General features: G+C 71.0%; 16 protein-coding genes. 12 read left to right on the plus strand and 4 right to left on the minus strand.

The genetic code is table 11. From position 1 onward, the window contains the following. Nucleotides 1–19 precede the first annotated feature (19 nt). Complete coding sequence (locus ACLJOK_RS17920) at nt 20–652, plus strand: FixH family protein (RefSeq protein ID WP_410819934.1); 633 nt, start codon at nt 20–22, stop codon at nt 650–652. A gap of 153 nt (nt 653–805) precedes the next feature. Here ACLJOK_RS17920 and ACLJOK_RS17925 read toward each other — a convergent pair whose 3' ends face one another. Both ACLJOK_RS17925 and acs read right to left on the minus strand, forming a co-directional pair. Continuing rightward, the gene (locus ACLJOK_RS17925) at nt 806–3601 is read right to left on the minus strand and encodes an immune inhibitor A domain-containing protein (RefSeq protein ID WP_410819935.1); all 2796 of its coding nucleotides are present in this window, start codon (nt 3599–3601) and stop codon (nt 806–808) included. A 267-nt stretch (nt 3602–3868) separates the two neighbouring features. After that, on the minus strand, nt 3869–5833 hold the full coding sequence (gene acs, locus ACLJOK_RS17930; RefSeq protein ID WP_410819936.1) for an acetate--CoA ligase: 1965 nt from the start codon (nt 5831–5833) through the stop codon (nt 3869–3871). A 322-nt stretch (nt 5834–6155) separates the two neighbouring features. On the opposite strand from acs, the gene ACLJOK_RS17935 reads away from it, so the two are divergent. Beyond that, nucleotides 6156–6902, plus strand: coding sequence for an oxidoreductase (locus tag ACLJOK_RS17935; protein WP_410819937.1), 747 nt, complete (start codon nt 6156–6158; stop codon nt 6900–6902). 180 nt (nt 6903–7082) lie between these two features. Here the strand turns inward: ACLJOK_RS17935 and ACLJOK_RS17940 are convergent, their stop codons facing one another. Then, a complete protein-coding gene (locus ACLJOK_RS17940) occupies nt 7083–7886 on the minus strand; it encodes an HAD family hydrolase (RefSeq protein ID WP_354944431.1) in 804 nt (267 codons plus the stop codon). 540 nt (nt 7887–8426) lie between these two features. On the opposite strand from ACLJOK_RS17940, the gene ACLJOK_RS17945 reads away from it, so the two are divergent. From ACLJOK_RS17945 to ACLJOK_RS17990, 10 genes are all read left to right on the plus strand, one after another. Then, on the plus strand, nt 8427–9617 hold the full coding sequence (locus ACLJOK_RS17945; protein ID WP_410819938.1) for a serine hydrolase domain-containing protein: 1191 nt from the start codon (nt 8427–8429) through the stop codon (nt 9615–9617). Between the two features lie 111 nt (nt 9618–9728). Continuing rightward, nucleotides 9729–10283, plus strand: a complete 555-nt coding sequence (locus tag ACLJOK_RS17950; RefSeq protein WP_410819939.1) for an RNA polymerase sigma factor — start codon at nt 9729–9731, stop codon at nt 10281–10283. After that, nucleotides 10283–11293 (plus strand): CU044_5270 family protein, encoded by a 1011-nt coding sequence (locus ACLJOK_RS17955; RefSeq protein WP_410819940.1) that lies wholly within the window; start codon nt 10283–10285, stop codon nt 11291–11293. Before ACLJOK_RS17950 ends, ACLJOK_RS17955 begins: the two co-directional genes overlap by 1 nt. A gap of 219 nt (nt 11294–11512) precedes the next feature. After that, complete coding sequence (gene ssd / locus ACLJOK_RS17960) at nt 11513–12616, plus strand: septum site-determining protein Ssd (protein WP_410819941.1); 1104 nt, start codon at nt 11513–11515, stop codon at nt 12614–12616. After that, complete coding sequence (locus ACLJOK_RS17965) at nt 12613–13824, plus strand: TadA family conjugal transfer-associated ATPase (RefSeq protein WP_410819942.1); 1212 nt, start codon at nt 12613–12615, stop codon at nt 13822–13824. Before ssd ends, ACLJOK_RS17965 begins: the two co-directional genes overlap by 4 nt. Then, a complete protein-coding gene (locus tag ACLJOK_RS17970; RefSeq protein ID WP_410819943.1) occupies nt 13821–14987 on the plus strand; it encodes a hypothetical protein in 1167 nt (388 codons plus the stop codon). The genes ACLJOK_RS17965 and ACLJOK_RS17970 overlap by 4 nt, the downstream gene beginning before the upstream one ends. Then, nucleotides 14984–15733: a type II secretion system F family protein gene (locus tag ACLJOK_RS17975; protein ID WP_410819944.1), complete on the plus strand. Its 750-nt coding sequence runs from the start codon at nt 14984–14986 to the stop codon at nt 15731–15733. The genes ACLJOK_RS17970 and ACLJOK_RS17975 overlap by 4 nt, the downstream gene beginning before the upstream one ends. A gap of 22 nt (nt 15734–15755) precedes the next feature. After that, nucleotides 15756–15923, plus strand: a complete 168-nt coding sequence (locus tag ACLJOK_RS17980) for a DUF4244 domain-containing protein (protein WP_081883916.1) — start codon at nt 15756–15758, stop codon at nt 15921–15923. Between the two features lie 125 nt (nt 15924–16048). Continuing rightward, nucleotides 16049–16366, plus strand: coding sequence for a TadE family type IV pilus minor pilin (locus ACLJOK_RS17985; RefSeq protein WP_410821526.1), 318 nt, complete (start codon nt 16049–16051; stop codon nt 16364–16366). Beyond that, nucleotides 16360–16785, plus strand: a complete 426-nt coding sequence (locus ACLJOK_RS17990; protein ID WP_410821527.1) for an Rv3654c family TadE-like protein — start codon at nt 16360–16362, stop codon at nt 16783–16785. Before ACLJOK_RS17985 ends, ACLJOK_RS17990 begins: the two co-directional genes overlap by 7 nt. 491 nt (nt 16786–17276) lie before the next feature. On the opposite strand, the gene ACLJOK_RS17995 is transcribed toward ACLJOK_RS17990, so the two are convergent. Then, nucleotides 17277–17855, minus strand: a complete 579-nt coding sequence (locus tag ACLJOK_RS17995; RefSeq protein WP_410819945.1) for a hypothetical protein — start codon at nt 17853–17855, stop codon at nt 17277–17279. Nucleotides 17856–17949: the final 94 nt, after the last annotated feature.

Here is a 17949-nt window from a genome sequence, read left to right on the forward strand (position 1 = left end):
CGTCCATGCAAGGTGACGAGTGGGCGCAAGCGGGGCGGCGGACGTGACCGCGCTCAGGGAGAGGTTGCGGCTCTCCGACGAGATGCTGGGCCGGTCGGCCTCCGCCGGCAGGCCGGTCCGAGCCGGAAAACCGGTCCGGCCCGGTCGGGGGCCTCGCAAACGGGGGCCGAACCGGTTCCGGCAGGGCATGCTCCTGGGGATCTGCATCGGGATGACGGCGGCACTGCTGGTCGGGGTGGTCGGCTTCCTGGCCACCCGGCCTCGGGTCGTCGTACCAACCGCTGCGGAGACTGCCCCAGCCGAACGGCATGGCCAGGGCAACGGGCAGCAGCCGCAGGCAGCGATCTCGATCGACAGTGAGCACCTGGGTGACCTCCAGGTGCGAATCGAGGCGAAGGTCAGCTCGCCGACCAGCTATGACCCGATAAGCAAGGGTCAGGTCGTGGCATACACCGACATGGTGGCCATGCCGATGGCGCACAAGTCGAGTCCGGTCGTGATGGCTGAGATGTCCGGGCAGCCGGGCGTCTACCAGGCCCTCGCCAACGTGCCCATGGCGGGCGAATACAACGTCATCGTCGAGGTGAAGCAGCCGATGGCATCCACCGCGAACCAGCGGTTGAACGTTGGCACAGTGGAGCAGAAGAAGTAGTAGTGATGGCAAGGCGATGGGCAGGCCCGGACGGGCCTGCCCATCGTTGTTCCAACCTCTGTGAGGGATGCCCTTCACCATCAGGCTTACGACAGTGGGGCCGGCAGCGTCTCCGCCACCGGCCCCACCATCAGTTGTCGATCTGTGAAACCGCTACTTCTTCGCCGGCGTCACGTAGATCATGGCCGACGAGTTGTCCCCGGCGGCCTTCTTGATCGTCAGCGAGACGCCGTAGTTCACGCCCTGGTCGCCGGGGTTGCCGGTGCCCAGCACGATCGCGCCACCGCCCAGGGTCACGCCGTAGAACTCCGGCGCCGGGCTGCCGTCCGGGTTGGTGACCCGGGTGGTGTACGGCGCGTTGTTACGCGACGGCAGGACCACCGACGCGTCGTTGTCCCGGGCGTAGGCAGCGCCATCGCGCATCTCGATGCCCGGGTACCAGCCCTTGGCGTCGGTGAACGCCTTGACCGGCGCCTGCCCCTTGAACTTCGTGCAGTAGGCGCTGTACGGCTCGTCCGCCGCCTCCAGGCACTCCGTGAAGGGGTACGTCCGCTGCAGCGTGAACGCCGCGTTGGACGACTGCGGGCGGCTGGGCAGGTTGTCCGTCACCGACGGGTCCTTCACAGCCGCCTCACCGGTGCGACGGAGCGGGTCGAAGTGCGAGTCGACGATCAGCAACCCGCCCTTCGCGCCGTAGCTGGGCAGCGCGGTCATCTGCCCGGTGACGTGGTTGACGTCGCCGAGCGCGGTGTCCCGGTACCAGACCAGCATGCCCGGAGCGTTGTAGGAGATCCGGTCGACCTTCCACGCCTCGTGCGAGTAGATGGTGTCGTACGCGTACTTCAGGCCCTTGTCGAAGCCGTCGAAGTTGCGCCACTCGGCCAGGTAGAACTGGGCGTGGACCTCGGTGCCGCTGGAGATCTTCCACCCGCCACCGGTGGTGTCGACGAAGGTGCCGCCGGTGGCCGTCCAGCCGTTGGCGCCGCCCTCGACGTCGTCACTCCACGTGGTGGCGCCGCCGCCGGTGACCGAGAAGTCGTCGACGAACCAGTTGCGCTCCTCGAACGCCTCGTCGGTGGCCTGACGCAACCGCAGCTGCACTGTCGTCCCGGCGTACGCCGACAGGTCGACGTAGTCGTGCCGCCAGCCGTCGGTGCTGCCGGTCAGGCCGTACTTCTTGCCGCCGAAGTCGTTCATGCGGCCGTTCGGGTCCGGGTAGCCGTCCGGCGTGGTGACCACCGTGCCGCCCTCGTCGTACACCTTCTGCTCGGTCCAGGTCGTACCGCCGTCGGTGGAGAGCTCGACGAAGCCGTAGTCCCAGTCCTCCTCGATGATGTAGTTGTTCCACATCCAGAACTTCGAGTCGGCGGCCGCCGGCACGTCGACCGAGCGGCTCAGCTTGACGTCGGCCCACTCCTGGTCGTTGTTGCTGTGCCACATCTTGGTGCCGCTGTGCGGGGTGGCCAGCGTCGTCACCTTGTCCGGCAGGTCGACCTTGATGCCGTCCTCGGAGTCGATCGGGGTGCGCGACGTCTGGCCGAGCTTCACCTCGCGCGGGTTCGACCCGGGGCGGATGGTCAGCGGGTCGGCCCAACCGAGCACCCACTTGTCCCAGATGCCCATGTGCGTCGGCAGTGCCTGGAAGATCTCACCGGAGTGCGAGCCCGAGGCCATCAGGTCCCAGAAGTCCACGTCGGAGTCGGCGTTGCCGGACGTGTCGTAGAGGTCCGGCAGGCCCAGGTCGTGGCCGAACTCGTGCGCGAACACGCCGACCCCGGCGTCCTCCGGCTGCACGATGTAGTTCGACGCCTTCAGGTTGGTGCCCGGGATGGTGTAGCCACCGGCGACCGTGGAGGAGTGCGCCCACACGGCGTACACGCCCTCGGCGCCGCCGCCGCGGGACTTGCCCTGGCCGGCGTGCACCAGCACGAGGTGGTCGATCACGCCGTCCGGCTCGAAGACGTTGCCGTCACCGTCGCGGTCGGCCTGGTCCTCGATGTCGTAGTCGGCCCACGGGAAGTTCGGGTCCTTCGCGACGAGCGCGTCGATCGCGTCGGTCGCTAGGCGACCCGCGCCGGCCGGGTTGTCCGGGTGGCCGTTCATCGACTGCTCACGGCCGGGAACCCACGCACCGGTCTCGTCCTGGAAGCAGCGGTTGGCCGCGTACCAGCCCTCCGAGTGCGGCACTGTGATCCACGGGCTGGCCTGCCCGTCCACCGTGTACGCGTTCTTGGACATCTCCAGGTACATGTTGTGCATGGTGCGACCGGACAGGTCGATGCCCTTCTTGCCGTCCGGGCCCTTCAGGTCCGTGCGGACCCGCTCGGTGATGCCCTTCTTGCTGTAGAGCATCTTGTTGTAGTGCTGCGGCGAGAAGTTCGGCACCCACATCGAGTTGTTGTCCTCGTGGGGCAGGCGCGCCGGGTCGGGGATCTTGTTGTGCTTCGGGCCGTTCTGGACCGTGCCGGGGACGCAGGTGCGGTCCTCGAACACCGTCTTGGGGACCATCACGCCGGTGAAGTCGTCGTTGGCCTTGTCGTTGAACTCCACCAGCAGCGTCAGCAGCTTCGCCGTCTGGGTGGTCGGCGCCTTCTTGAACTTGCGGGGGTTCTGGCCGGTCTTCAGCGACTTGGCCTCGTCCTTGGCCAGCTGCCGAGCGGTCACCGGGTTGCCCCGGGCGTGCTTCTGGTCGAACGCGCGCGCGGACTCCGCGGCAGGGGTGTAGATGCCACCCTTGCCCTTCACCTCACGGCCGGTGGTGTCCGGCTGCACCTCGGGCTCGGCGTAGTTGATGTAGTGCTCGTCGGCCCCGATCACCGCCTGGGGGGTGCCGGACGGCGACTGGGCCGCCGCGCTGCCACTCACGGTCAGTGACGTGGCCGCGAGGGCGATGGCGGGCAGCGCGACGAGTAGTCGTCGCCGCGCCCTGGACTGCGGTTTGTGGTTCATGCCGCTCCGTTTCTCGGGCATGGGGAGGTTGACGTTGGCGTGACCGACCATCGATGTGATGTGTGTCGAACTCTTCCAACCTGCGTGAACCTAAAGCACAACCGGCCGAAAGGACAGAGGTGATCTACGCCTGTGCCCGTTCAGCTTCTCCTGACTCCTCCGACCGACCGATGTGACAGTGGCGTTGCGGCGCGAACCAAAGCCGTAAGACATGACGGAGGGTGGCGGTCCGCACGGACCGCCACCCTCCAATGGGTACGCCTACCGTCAGTCTTCGTCGGACTTCGTACCGCTCATCCCCGAGGAGATCAGGTCCATCACCGAGGAGTCCTGCAACGTGGTCACGTCGCCCAGCGACCGGTTCTCCGCCACGTCCCGCAGCAACCGGCGCATGATCTTGCCGGAGCGGGTCTTCGGCAGCTCCGGCACCAGCATGATCTGCCGCGGCTTGGCGATCGGGCCGAGCGTCTTCGACACGTGGTTGCGCAGGTCGGCGATGAGCTGCTCGCCGGCTTCGCCGACGATGTCCGTGCTGCCCCGCGGGATGGCGAACGCGACGATCGCCTGACCGGTGGTCGGATCGGTCGCGCCGACCACCGCCGCCTCGGCCACCGACGGGTGCGACACCAGCGCCGACTCCACCTCGGTCGTCGAGATGTTGTGCCCGGACACCAGCATCACGTCGTCGACCCGGCCGAGCAGCCAGATGTGCCCGTCGTCGTCCTTCTTCGCACCGTCGCCGGCGAAGTACATGCCCTGGAAACGCGACCAGTACGTGTCGATGAACCTGTCGTCGTCACCCCAGATGGTGCGCAGCATCGACGGCCACGGCTCGCGCAGCACCAGGTAGCCGCCACCACCGTTCGGCACCGACTGGCCCTGGTCGTCCACCACGTCGGCCACGATGCCCGGCAGCGGTGCCATCGCCGAACCCGGCTTGGCAGCGGTCACGCCCGGCAACGGCGAGATCATGATGGCGCCCGTCTCGGTCTGCCACCAGGTGTCCACCACCGGCAGCTCGCCCCGGCCGATGTGCTCCCGGTACCACATCCAGGCTTCCGGGTTGATCGGCTCGCCGACGCTGCCCAGCAGGCGCAGCGAGGACAGGTCGAAACCGGCCGGGATGTCGTCGCCCCACTTCATCATCGTCCGGATCAGGGTGGGAGCGGTGTAGAGGATGCTCACCCCGTACTTGTCGATGATCTCCCAGAACCGGCCCTTGTGCGGCGTGTCCGGGGTGCCCTCGTACATCACCTGGGTGGCGCCGTTGGAGAGCGGGCCGTACACGATGTAGGAGTGCCCGGTGACCCAGCCGATGTCGGCAGTGCACCAGTAGACGTCCGTCTCCGGCTTCAGGTCAAACACCGCGTGCGTCGTGTACGACGCCTGGGTGAGGTAGCCGCCGGTGGTGTGCAGGATGCCCTTCGGACGGGCGGTGGTGCCGCTGGTGTACAGGATGAACAGCGGATGCTCGGCGTCGAACGGCTGCGCGGTGTGCTCGGCCGACGCGGTCTCCACCGTCTCGTGCCACCAGTGGTCCTTCTCCGACCACGCCACGTCTTCGCCGGTGCGGCGGACCACGAGCACGTGCTCCACCGACGGGGAGTTCGCCACCGCCTCGTCCACAGTGGGCTTCAACGCCGACGGCTTGCCCCGCCGGTAACCACCATCCGCGGTGATCACCACCTTGGCGCTGGCGTCCTGGATCCGGTTGCTCAACGAGTCCGCGGAGAAGCCACCGAAGACCACACTGTGCGCGGCGCCGATCCGGGCGCACGCCAACATGGCCACCGCCGCCTCCGGGATCATCGGCAGGTAGATCGCCACCCGGTCGCCGGCGGTCACCCCCAGGTCGGTGAGCGCGTTCGCCGCCCGGCAGGTCAGCTCGTGCAGGTCCGCGTACGTGATGGTGCGGGTGTCGCCCGGCTCACCCTCCCAGTGGATCGCCACCTTGTCGCCCCGGCCCGCCTCGACGTGCCGGTCCAGGCAGTTGTACGCGACGTTGAGCTGCCCACCCACGAACCACTTCGCGAACGGCGGGTTCGACCAGTCGAGCACCTCATCCCACTTCTTCGACCAGGCCAGCCGATCGGCCTGCTTCGCCCAGAAGGCCAGCCGGTCGGCCTCAGCCTCGGCGTACGCGTCGACGGTGACGTTGGCGTGCGCGGCGAGTTCGGCCGGCGGGGGGAACTGGCGCGTCTCGTTCAGCAGATTGGCCAATGCCTCGCTCATGCCGTGACTCCTCATCCTCGGGGTGACCTGGGTCTCGATGGCACGAGGGTAGTCGCGGGGCCTGCGACCGGCCACGGCTGCCCACTGCGTCGCGCCGAGTGGCCCCCGCCGCGCGCCCGACGGCCCGTCCCGCCCGTCCCCGCCGCGCGGGGCGCCCTGATCGACACGGGTTCATGAAAATCGCGGTCTCCAGGCCAGGCGGACACCCCAACGTCAATGAACCCGTGTTGACCTTGCCCGTGCCGGGTCGGGTCGGGTGGTCCCTGTCGCGTTGCGGGCGGGTGCGGCCCGCCGCGTCGGGTCGGGTCGTTAGCGTGGCGGGGTGACCACCGACCCGCTCGCCCCGCTGCTCGCGCTCGCCGACATCGCTGCCGCCGTCGAGCAGGCCCGCGAGCGGTTCGACCAGGCACTCGGGCACCGGGCGCTGCGGCGGCACGGTGGACAGGTCGCCGCCGAGGTCAGCCTCCGCTCCGCGGTGGCCAGCGCGGCCCTTGAGGGGGCCGGGCACGAGCGTGAGGCGGTCCGGGCCGGCACCGTCACCGACCCGGTGCTCCAGGGGGCGCTGCGGGTCGCCGGAGCGCTACCGGGCCTGAGTGAGCTGTGGCCGAAGGCGCCCCGCCAGGCGCTCGCGAAACTGCACGTGCTCGCCGCCCGGGACCTGGTGTCGGAGGCCGAGCTGGGCCGCCCGGTCCCCGACCCCGTCGTCGCCACCCGACTGGACGGGCTGGCCGGCCTCGTCGCCGGCGGCACGAAGGTCTCGCCGCTGGTGCTCGCCGCTGTCGTACACGGGGAGTTGTTGAACCTGCGCCCGTTCGCCGGGCCGTCCGGCGTGGTGGCCCGCGGTGCCGCCCGGCTGGTGCTGCTCGCCAGCGGCCTCGACCCGCGTGGCCTGCTCGCCGTCGACGTCGGGCACCACGAGCGGGAGCCCGAGTACGTCGGCGCGGCCGGTGCCTTCGCCACCGGCACCCCGGACGGGCTGCGCTCCTGGCTACGCCACTACATGGCCGCCGTCGAGGTCGGCGCCGACCAGCTCACCGCCATCGGAGACGAGATCCTCGCCGCCGCCTGAGCGGCCCGTCCTCGCGGCGTCGAAGCTCCCCGTCCTCGCGGCGTCGATCATGGAGTTGTGGTGCCCCGCAAAGGGCGCCAATTGGTCGAAGGCGCCCACCACAAGTCCAAGATCGACCTGAGCGTGGCGTGGCGTGGCGTGGCGGGAGAGGGTGGGGCGTGGCGGGAGAGGGCGGGGCCGTTAGGCGGTGGTGGCGGCTCGGGTGCGGCGGTGCCGGCCGTACCAGGCGATGCCGATGGCCACGCCCACCCCGACCCCCAGGGCCGCCGCGGCCACCGGAACCGCGGGTCGTTCCCGCAGGCGCCGGCCCAGCGGGATCGGGTGCCGGAACTCCAGCACCGGCCACGCGTTCTCCGAGGCCAGCTTGCGTAGCTGTCGGTCCGGGTTGACCACACTCGGGTGGCCCACGCACTCCAGGAGCGGGCGATCGCTGTACGAGTCGGAGTAGGCGTACGAATCAGCCAGGTCGTAGTCCCGAGCGGCGGCCAACTCGCTGACCGCCTCGACCTTGCTCGGGCCAGCCGCGTAGAACTCGACCTCGCCGCTGTACCGGCCGTCCCGCACCGTCATCCGGGTGGCGATCACGTCGGTCACCCCGAGCAGCTCGCCGATCGGCCGGACCATCTCCTCACCCGACGCCGACACCAGCACCACGTCCCGCCCAGCCGCTTGGTGCTCCACGATCAGGGCGGCGGCTTCGGCGTACACGTAGGGGTTGATCAGCTCGTGCAGCGTCTCCGCGACGATCTGGCGGACCTGCTCCACCTGCCAGCCCTTGCAGAGCGCAGCCAGGTAGTCCCGTGTTCGGGCCATGGTCTGCTCGTCGGTGCCGCCCAGCCGGAACATCAGCTGCGCGTACGCCGACTTGACCACGTCACGCCGGGTGATCAGCCCATCCCGGTAGAACGGCCGACCGAACGCCAGGGCGCTCGACTTGGCGATGACGGTCTTGTCCAGATCGAAGAAAGCGGCACTTCGGCCCACGGCGCGAAAGTCTAGCCGGATGGTCTATCGTCGGCGGGTGCCCGGGGTCATGCCACCCCTCAGACCTGCGGGCTCTCCGCTCCGCGTGATCACGCTCACACTCTGCGAGGAGATTTTCGCAGTGAGTGGAGGCAGCACCACTCGACGTGACGGGCCCGCTCAGGCAGACTTGTCCGTACGACGAGCTTTCACATCCTCGAAACAGGCAGACCCTCAGCGGTTGCACCCCCCGTGACCGCTGAGTGGTTCGGCTCGACCCCCCCGGAGCCGAACCTCCGACGACCCCCGTCTCCCCCCGACGGGGGTCGTCCCTTTTCCGTCAAAGTGCGCCACCGCTGCAAGCGCGCCGGCTGCCGGTCTCTGGTTGCAGGGCCCGATGCGCGACACAACTCCGCACCATGAGGCGCGCTCCTGGGCTGAAGCGGGGGCTGTCGATGAGCGGTGCCGCTCCGACGAGGTCCCCTCCCCAACTCGCCGTCAACGGTGCGCTCGCCGCGTGACGTGTAATTTGCCAAACGGGACGAGCTGAGGAGGAAACACGTGGCTTCTGGCGGCTTCTCGTCGAAACGGCTGGCTCGGCTGCAAGGGCTGCTTGAGCGCCACGTCGAGACCGGCTTCGTCCCGGGGATGGTGGTCGTCCTCGCCCGGCACGGCGAGGTGCACGTCGAGGCAACGGGTCATCTCGCGTTCGAGGGTCCCGGGTCACAGACGCCGATGGCGGTCGACACGATCTGTCGCCTGGGCTCGATGACGAAGCCGATCGTCGCCGCGTGTGCGATGACCCTCATCGAGGACTGCAACCTCCGCCTCGACGACCCGGTCGACAATCTCCTCCCGGAACTGGCGGGCATGACAGTGCTCGCCGATCCCCACGGCCCACTGGACGACACCGTCCCGGCGGAACGCCCGATAACGCTGCGGGACGTCCTGGACGGCACCCTTGGCACCGGCATGGTCCCCGCCGAGCCGGGAACGGTCCCGATCGCCGACGCGCTGAACGCACTCGAATATCCGTCGCCGGACGAGTGGATCCGCCAGCTCGGTGATCTTCCGCTCGTCCACCAGCCAGGTGATCGCTGGATGTACGACACCGCCGCCAACGTGACAGGTGTGCTCATCGCCCGGGCCACCGGCATGTCCTTCGGGGATGCCATCCGTGAGCGGGTCTGCAAGCCACTGGGGATGGCCGACACCGCCTTCAACGTGGGCAGCGAGAGCATCGGCCGGTTCGCGACGGCGTACGAGCAGGACAACGCCGCCACCGGCGAGCCGGTTGTCGAGGACGCTCCCGACGGGCGGTTCAGTCGACCGCGGATGTTCGAGTCCGGTGGCGGCGGGCTCGTCTCGACCGCCCAGGACTACCTCGCCTTCGCCTCGGCTCTGCTCGCGGGCGGTGCCCACCGCGGCGAGCGGGTGCTGTCGCGGCCGGCGGTGACGCTGATGACGAGCGACCACCTGACCCCGACGCAGAAGGCCATCTCCGGGTTCTGGCCCGGATACTTCGACGCCATCGGTTGGGGTTTCGGAATGTCGGTCCGGACCCGCCGCACACACCTCGGGCCCTCGGTCGGCAGCTACGGATGGCCCGGCTTCTATGGCACCGCCTGGTACAACGATCCCGCCGAGGACCTGACGACGATCGTGTTCATGCAGCGGGCCCACGCGGGCGACCAGCGGCTGCCGATGTGGCACGACTTCTGGACCACTGTCTACCAGGCGATCGACGACTGACCGCATCGCTCGTTCTCCCGGTGGGCGGCACCCGCCCTCGGCCGCGCGGTAATCCCGGGGCCCTCAGCGACACAAGCCACTGTGAGAGTCGCCGAGGCAATGGGGGTTCGGGTGGGTCCACCGAAGAGGCGGGACGAGGGCTGGTTCACCAGTCTCTACGCCGCCGAGTACGAGCACATAGTCCGATACGGCCTGCGCCGGCTCGCTGACCGGGATGCCTCGGTGGAGCTTGCCCAAGAGGTCTTCGTCGTCGCCTGGCGTCGCCGCGTCGAGGTGCCGGACCGCAGCCTGCCCTGGCTGTACGGGGTGGCCCGGCGCCTCCTGGCGAACCAGTGGCGGTCGCGACGTGCCGCCCCGGACCTCCTCTCGATCACCGATGTCGATTTCGAGCGACTGGCCGGATCGTCGGGTGCCGACACGAGCGTCGGGGTCGCCGACATCTGGGCCGCTCTGGCCACCCTCAACGACCTCGACCAGGAAATCCTCCGGCTGGTCGGCTGGGAGGAGCTGACCGTGTCCGAGGCGGCCAAGGTTCTCGGCTGCACCGGGGCGACCGCCGCAGTGCGCCTGCACCGCGCCCGCCGTCGTCTTGCCGAAGCGATGTCGGCCCGGCCCGCAAAGACCCGGCGCCGACCGGTGTTGGTGACCTTTCGAGAGGATCTGTGATGTTCGGAGCAGAGCGAACCCGTACTCTTCTCGGCCCGGCCGACCCGGCCCGGAACGTCGCTGCCGGTCAACCGCTGGTCTCGGCGCGCGAGCTGATCGACCGCGCCGGCGCTACCGAGCTGGTCGCCGGGCGCCGTCGCGTACACCCGACTCGCCGGCTGGTCCTGGCGGCCGGCACGTTGGCGGTCGCGGTCGGTGCCGTGGCAGTGCTCCAGCCGTTCGACGGGCCCGCACCGGACGCCCCGGGTGGGCCTGGAACCGCAGCGGGGTTGGTGCTCGTGCCAGTCGCGTACCAGTTCGACGCGGATCCGCCGGCCGCCGGCCCGCAGCTGCGCATGCTGGCCGACAAGATCAAAGACGCGGCGTACGACCACCAGAGCGGCCGCTACATGTATCACCACACGAAGCTGTGGGGCGATCCGGTGATGACGTCCGCCGACGGCCGCCACCACGTGGCCTTCGCCAGCGAGACGAAGGTCTGGCAGGCCGCCGACGGGACCGGCAACCAGGTCAGCACCCAACTGGAGCCGCAGTACCCCGACCAGGAGTCTCGGGACTACTGGCAGCGCGAGAGCATTGGGCGACCAGCAGCCACCGGCACCCCCGCACCGGACGTCATTCCGCTGTCGCCCGAGGAGCTCAGGCCGCTGTCGGCCGACCCGTCGGAGCTCCGGGAGCGGCTGAAGGTCGAGTACGGCGCGGGGGCGGCGAGCAAGTGGGTCGGCACGCTCTACGGGCGGTACGTCGTGCCGCGTGCGACCCGAGCGGCGGTCCTGCGGGTTCTCGCCGACGTGCCCGGCTTCCGCTGGCGGGGGCAGGTCACGGACCGCGCCGGCCGGCACGGATTGGCCGTCACCTTCGACGACCGCGAGCACGACCAGCAATCTCTTCTGATCTTCGATCCGAAGACGGGCGAATTGCTCGCCGATGAGCTGTTGACGCTGTCGCCCGTGCGGATCAGCTCGTACCAGGTGATCCTCGATGCCGCTTGGACAAATCAGCCCGGCTGACCACCGACTCGCGGGGCCGCTCCTTTCGTGAGCGGCCCCGTTGTTTTCCCGTAGCGGCAGTAGCTGCGGCGTTACCCGCGTCCGTAACAGATCAACTGTGTCGGCGGGGGTTTTCCACAGGCCACCAGGTTGTCCACAGGCGACGACATCGGGGCGGCTCCTGGGGCGGATTCCGAGCACTGTCGGCGGCATACCAGAGCCCGACCGCTGGAGGCCGCGATGCCACCCCGTACCACGGTTCCGCCGATCCGCCGGCTCCCGCTGGTCGTCACCGGCGACGACGATCTGCTCGATGACGTGCTCCGGCTCGCCGCCGTCGGCGGCACCGAGGTGGAGCTCGCCCGCGACCCAGCGGCTGCCCGTACCCGTTGGCTTCCCGCGCCCCTGGTGCTGCTCGGCGCCGATCAGGCGCAGGCATGTCTGCGCGCCCGGTTGCCGCAGCGGCCCCGGCTGGTGTTGCTCGGCCGAACTGGTCAGCTCGACCCCGGCTGGCAGATCGCCGAGCTCATCGGGGCCGAGCACGTCGCCACGCTGCCGGCCGCGGAGCCGTGGCTGGTGGATCGGTTCGCCGAACATGACCCGGACCGTCCGGCTGGCATCGGTGCCCGGGTCGTCGCGGTCCTTGGTGGTCGGGGCGGTGCGGGCGCGAGTGTGCTCGCCGGTGGCCTTGCGGTGACCGCCGCCCGGGCCCGGCTGCGCACTCTCCTGGTCGATGCCGACCCGCTCGGTGGTGGCCTCGACCTCGTGCTGGGCTGGGAGCAGTTGGAAGGCCTGCGCTGGCCATCGCTCACCACCGCCGACGGGCGGGTGGACGCCCCGGCGCTGGTGCAGGCCCTGCCCAGCCGGGGTGATCTCGTGGTGCTCTCCTGGGACCGTGGCGAGATGCTGGCGCTGCCGGCGACGGCGATGGCGGCGACCGTCGACGCGGCCCGGCGTGGGCGGGACTTCGTGGTGATCGACCTGCCCCGACAGTTGGACGACGCGGCCGTGGTGGCGTTGCAAGCCGCCGACCAGGCGTTCGTCGTCGTGCCGGCCGAGTTGCGGGCCACCGCGGCGGCCACTCGGGTGGTGGCTGCGGCCGCTCCGCACTGCGCTGCGCTCTCGGTGGTGGTGCGCGGGCCTGCTCCGGGGCGGCTGCGGGCGACCGAGGTGGCACGCGCTCTCGGCCTCCCGCTGGCCGGCACGCTGCGACCCGAGCCGGGGCTCTGCCGTGGGCTGGAACGGGGTGAGGCGCCGGCCGCCGGGGGCAAGGGCCCACTGGCCGCGCTCTGCCAACGGATCGTCACCGACCTCACCGGCGTGCCGGCTACGGGTGCGGCATGACCGCCGGGCCGGAGGACGGCACGCTCGCCGCCCGGGTACGGCAGCGGATCGCCGCCGCCGCCACCCCGGTCACCGCGGCGGCCATCGTTTCCGCGGTACGGGCCGAGCCCGCCGCCGCAGTGCTCGGTGACACCGCCATGCTGCGGATCGCCGACCGGGTTCGCGACGACCTCGTCGGCGCCGGGCCGCTGGCGCCGCTGCTCGCCGACCCGGAGGTCACCGACGTCCTCGTCAACGGCGCGCGGGTCTGGGTCGACCGCGGGTCGGGGCTGCACCAGGTCGCCGTCCCGGTGGGCTCGGTGGAGGACGTTCGCCGGTTGGCGCAGCGACTGGTCGCCAGCGCGGGGCGCCGGCTCGACGACGGCTCCCCGTACGCGGACGCGCGGCTTGCCGACGGCACCCGACTGCACGCCGTGCTGCCGCCGGTGGCGACCGAAGGTCCCTACCTGTCCCTGCGGACCTTCCGACACCGGCCGTTCACCCTGGACGAGCTGGTGCGTCAGGGCACCGTGCCGCGACCGCTGGCACCACTACTCGCCGCAGTCGTCGCGGCCCGGCTGGCGTACCTGGTGACCGGGGGCACGGGGTCGGGCAAGACGACCCTGCTCAACACCCTGCTGGGGATGGTGCCGGCCACTGAACGGATCGTGCTGGTGGAGGACGCCGCCGAGCTGCGTCCGGGGCATCCGCACGTGGTGGGGCTCCAGGCGCGTACCGCCAATGTGGAGGGCACGGGCGTGGTCAGCCTGGCGGACCTGGTTCGGCAGGCGTTGCGGATGCGCCCGGACCGGCTGGTGGTCGGGGAGTGCCGGGGCGGTGAGGTGGTCGACCTGCTGGCCGCGCTCAACACAGGCCATGACGGGGGTGCCGGCACGCTGCACGCCAACACACCGTCGGACGTGCCGGCCCGGTTGGAGGCCCTGGGCATGTTGGGTGGGCTGCCTCGCGCCGCGCTGCACGCTCAGGTGGCCGCCGCGTTGCAGGTGCTGTTCCAGGTGCGACGTAGCGACCGGGGTCGCGTCCTGGAGTCGGTCTGCCTGCTGTTGCCCGAAGGGCCCGAACGGATGGTGACAGTGGTGCCCGCCTGGGTTCGTGGCAGTGGGCTCGGGCTCGCCGCCCGCGCCCTCGGGGCGCTGCTGCGGGAACGTGGGGTGGCGGTGCCGCCCATCCTCAGCGAGCCGTGGCCCGGATCGGCGGGTCCGGCATGACCGCCGAGGCGATGGTGGCGGCGGCGCTGCTCCTGGTCGCCGCTGCCCTGGTGGCGTGGCCCGTGCGGAGCATTCGGGCCCGTCGACGTCGCGTGCTGGCACCGGGACGGAGGGGCGGCGGTGTCGATCCGGATGACGCCCTGGTGCGATGGATCCGGGAACTCGGTCGCACGCCGGACGGGCCGGTTGACGGCACCGGCGCTGCCCCGACCCCGGGTCGTCCGGCCGGCATCGCGTTCGAGTCGGCAACTACTGCGGGTGCCGACGGAAGACGGACGGCACTCGGCTGGCCCGACCGGGACGTGACCCGTAGCCCGAGGTGGCCGGGAGTGGCAGGTGGATTCACGCGTCCGGAGGGCCCGACGCGCCCGCCGGCCCGTCGGGATCCCCGACGCCCGACCGGCACCGCCCGGCCGGAGGTGGCCCCCACAACGCTCGATGCCGGACAACTGCCCGGCGCATCGGTGGCCACGACCACGATCGGTGTCAGCGGTCTGGACGTGGACGGTCGGAACGACGTCTGGGGCCCGGCAACCCCTGCGCCGGTGCGCACCAAGCGATCGACGGCCCGTGTGCTGCCAGTGGTCGGTCTGCTGGGTGGCGGTGTGGGTGCCGTGGTCGGCGGTCCGGTGGCCGCGGTCGCGCTGGCCGGTTACGGCACGCTGGCCGTGCGCGCCGCGCTGCGTTGGCGAGCGAACCGGGGCGCCGAGCGGGACCGACGACGTGGGCTGGACCAGCTTTGCGGCCTTGCGGCAGATTTGCGGGCTGGCCTGCCCATCCCACACGCGCTCGACGTCACGGCCGTCGAGAGTGACGGGGCGAACCGCCTACGTCAGCTGACCTCGGCGGCGGTGCGGTTGGCCGACCGGACCGGCGCGCCGCTGGCGGAGCTCGTGGAGCGGATCGAGGCGGACGCTCGGGCGACCGACCGGGGTCTGGCCGCAGCGGCGGCTCAGGCGGCCGGCGCCCGGGCCACGGCCTGGCTACTGGCGGCGCTGCCGATTGGCGGGATCGGGCTCGGGTACGGCATCGGCGTCGACCCCATGGCTGTGCTCCTGCACAGCACGGTCGGTGGCGCCTGCGCGGTCGCCGCGGTCGCCCTTCAGGCCGTCGGCCTCCTCTGGGCGGAACGGCTGGGCGCGACACCGGGGCGGGCCGGATGACGGCCCGCGGCCCGGCCGGCCAGCCCAGCGCCGCCGGCCAACGCAACCCAGCTGGCCAACGCAGCCCAGCCGACCGGCCCAGCTCGGCGAGCCAAGCCAGTTCAGCGAGCCAGCCCAGCTCGGCGGGCCAGCCCAGCTCAACCAGGGGGCGGCGGCCCGATGCGATCCGGCTCGCGGCGGTGCTGGGTGGGCTCGCCGTGGCGATCGTCGTCGAGGGCTGGCTCGGGCTGCTCGGGGCTCTTCCGGCCGCGTTCCTGCTTGATGTCGTCCTGCGGCGGATCGAGTCGCCCGCCGTGCGTAAGCGGCGGCAGCAGGAAGCCGCCGACCTGCCACTCGCCGCCGACCTTCTGGCCGCTGCGATGCGGGCGGGTGCCCCGGTGGATCGTTCGGTGTTGGCCGTCGCCGAGGCGCTGGACGGGCCGCTCGCCGGCCGGTTGGCCCGGGTCGGCCGCACGTTGCTGCTTGGTGGTGGCCCAGCTGAGGCATGGTCCGTATTGGACGGAGTGCCCGGCGCGGAGCGCCTGACAGCGGCGGCGTTGCGCTCGGCCAACAGTGGTGCCGCCCTGGCCGGCGCACTGACCCGGCTCGCCGACGACCTGCGCGCCGACCGGGCCACCGCCGCCGAAGCATCGGCCCGTCGGGCGGGTGTGCTCATCGTCCTGCCGCTGGGGCTCTGCTTCCTGCCGGCGTTCATTCTCGCCGGACTCGTGCCGGTGATCGTCGCCGTTCTCGGCGATGTGCTCTGACCCATCGAGAAGGGAAACAGTCATGCGCAAACTCATCGCTCGCCTACGCGGCGATGCCGGAATGAACACGGCCGAATACGCCGTGGGCACCCTCGCCGCGGTCGCCTTCGCCGGCATCCTGTTGAAGGTGCTGACTTCCGGCAACGTCCAGTCGGCGCTGACCGCCGTCATCGACCGGGCACTGAAGTGATCGAGCGCCGGCAGGTCGGCCGCGACTCAGGGTCGAGCGTTCCCGGGCCGGCGGCACGCAACGGGCGGAGACTTCGCGTCCTTGCGCCAGCGGTTGGCGGTGACCGGGGGTCTTTCACCGCCGAACTGGCGGCCGGCCTGCCGGCGCTGCTCCTGCTCCTGCTGGCCGGCCTGACCGCGGTCAACGCCGTCAGCGCACAGGCGGGCTGCCTGCACGCGGCCCGGGAGGCGGCCCTCGCCGCTGCCCGGGGCGCGGACGGCAGCGCGGAGGGTGGTCGCGCGGCACCGCCGGGGGCAGCGGTGTCGGTGTCCGTCGATGGCGACCGGGTGCAGGCGACGGTACGGGCACCCGTCCGGACATTGGGCGGCCGGCTACCACGAATCACAGTGGTTGCCACCGCCGTCGCCGCCGTCGAACCGGGCGCTCACGAGGGGAGCTGGTAGTGCGACAAGCCGGCGGTCCATTACCCCGCTTCGGTCGCGAACCCGCTGTAGGAGGGCTCGTCGACGGACGGCCGGGTCCGGAGCGAGGTGGAGCGACGGTCCTGCTGCTGGCGATGGGGCTCGTCTTCGTGGTGTTCGGAACGTTCGGCGCCGCCATCGTCGCCGCCGGAATGGCGAGCCAACGGGCGGCGGTAGCAGCCGACCTCGGCGCGCTTGCCGGGGCAGCCCGGGCACTCGACGGCAACGCGGTGGCCTGCGCGTCCGCCGCGGACCTCGCCGGTCGCAACGATGGCCGGTTGGTCGGCTGTCACCTCGACGGGCTGGACGTGCTGGTGACGGTCGAGGTGGCGTTCACGCCACTACCCGGCCTGACCCGGGTGGCTGCGGCGAGCGCCCGTGCCGGCCCGGTGCGTGGCTGAGCTGCGCGGCTCGGCTGCGCGGCGGCGCTTCTGGTCACCACCGCCGCGGCGCCGGACGCGGCGAGAGAAGGACGCGGCCTGTGGAGTTCCCGGCCTGACCGGGTCCCGGGGCCGAGCGCGGATACGGGTCCGCTGCGTGGCTGAACGAGCCAGGCCCTCGTGGGATTGGTGGGCGCTGTGGAGCTGAATCGTTTACGACATCAGGCCTGATGCGTTTACGACATCAGCTTCAAAGGGGGAGCGGACCCCGCCCGGGGCCGGCTCACCAACGGCCTGCCGCCCACAAGGCGGTCCGACGGCCTGCCGCCCGAAAACGCGGTCCAACGGCCCGCCGGCCGAAGGTGCGGTCCTGCGGCCTGCCGCCCGGAAGTCGGGGCGCCTGCGGCCTGCCGGCCGGGACTGGTCGAGGTCCCGGCCGGCTGCCGAGGATTGGGTGGCCGCGACGGCGACCGCGGAGCGTCGCCGCGCTGCCCTGGTCCGGGCCGGGTGTGTCAGCGGGCCTGGAGCGCGTCGAGGGCGACGGCCATCGCGATGACCAGACGACGGTCGATCTGCGGGTTCTGCACCTCGACGATGTACTTGTCGCGCAGGCCCCACTTCTTGACCACGGTGAAGACCGGCTGGCCGTTCGCGGTGAAGTCGAAGTGGTACGGCAGCCAGGACAGCGAGTCGACGAATCGACGCAGCAGTGCCACCGGCATGCTTCGCTCCTGGCCCGTCACCTGCGGCAGGCCGCCCTGCTCCACGTGCCAGGTGGACCGCAGCAGCGACTGGGCGAAGTCCTTGCGGAACAGGCCGATCGGGTTGCCAGCCGCGTCGGTGACGTCGTACGTGGCACCGAGGTCGATGCGCTGGCGGGCCTTGAAGCCGAGCAGAGGTTGCTGCTTGGAATCGTCCGTGTAGATGGTCACCTGCTCCTTGAAGGCGAGCCGCTTCTGCTGCGCGAACGCCAGCAGCTCACCCTCGGTGCCGTCGGGGGCGACCGCCCGGACCTCGTACTGGTTGACCATCATGCGCAGTCGCTGGCGGATGTGGAACTGGTGCTGGCCCTGCAAGTTGTCGAGCTGCATCTGAACTCCTCTGGAGGTTGGTGCGCCGGAGTCTCGCACAGCCCGACAACCGTCACGCCCCCTGCTATCCATGATCAGTTGCTGCTGGGTAGCC

This window comes from Micromonospora sp. 050-3 (assembly GCF_046549335.1).
GTDB classification, from domain to species: Bacteria; Actinomycetota; Actinomycetes; order Mycobacteriales; family Micromonosporaceae; genus Micromonospora; species Micromonospora trifolii.

What these genes read in the sequence shown, in the direction of transcription:
- ACLJOK_RS17980 (WP_081883916.1), top strand. Translation starts at nt 15,756, where the DNA reads ATGCGCAAACTCATCGCTCGCCTACGCGGCGATGCCGGAATGAACACG.
- ACLJOK_RS17970 (WP_410819943.1), top strand. Translation starts at nt 13,821, where the DNA reads ATGACCGCCGAGGCGATGGTGGCGGCGGCGCTGCTCCTGGTCGCCGCT.
- ACLJOK_RS17975 (WP_410819944.1), top strand. Translation starts at nt 14,984, where the DNA reads ATGACGGCCCGCGGCCCGGCCGGCCAGCCCAGCGCCGCCGGCCAACGC.
- ACLJOK_RS17995 (WP_410819945.1), bottom strand. Translation starts at nt 17,855, where the DNA reads ATGCAGCTCGACAACTTGCAGGGCCAGCACCAGTTCCACATCCGCCAG.
- ssd (WP_410819941.1), top strand. Translation starts at nt 11,513, where the DNA reads ATGCCACCCCGTACCACGGTTCCGCCGATCCGCCGGCTCCCGCTGGTC.
- ACLJOK_RS17965 (WP_410819942.1), top strand. Translation starts at nt 12,613, where the DNA reads ATGACCGCCGGGCCGGAGGACGGCACGCTCGCCGCCCGGGTACGGCAG.
- acs (WP_410819936.1), bottom strand. Translation starts at nt 5,833, where the DNA reads ATGAGCGAGGCATTGGCCAATCTGCTGAACGAGACGCGCCAGTTCCCC.
- ACLJOK_RS17925 (WP_410819935.1), bottom strand. Translation starts at nt 3,601, where the DNA reads ATGAACCACAAACCGCAGTCCAGGGCGCGGCGACGACTACTCGTCGCG.
- ACLJOK_RS17955 (WP_410819940.1), top strand. Translation starts at nt 10,283, where the DNA reads ATGTTCGGAGCAGAGCGAACCCGTACTCTTCTCGGCCCGGCCGACCCG.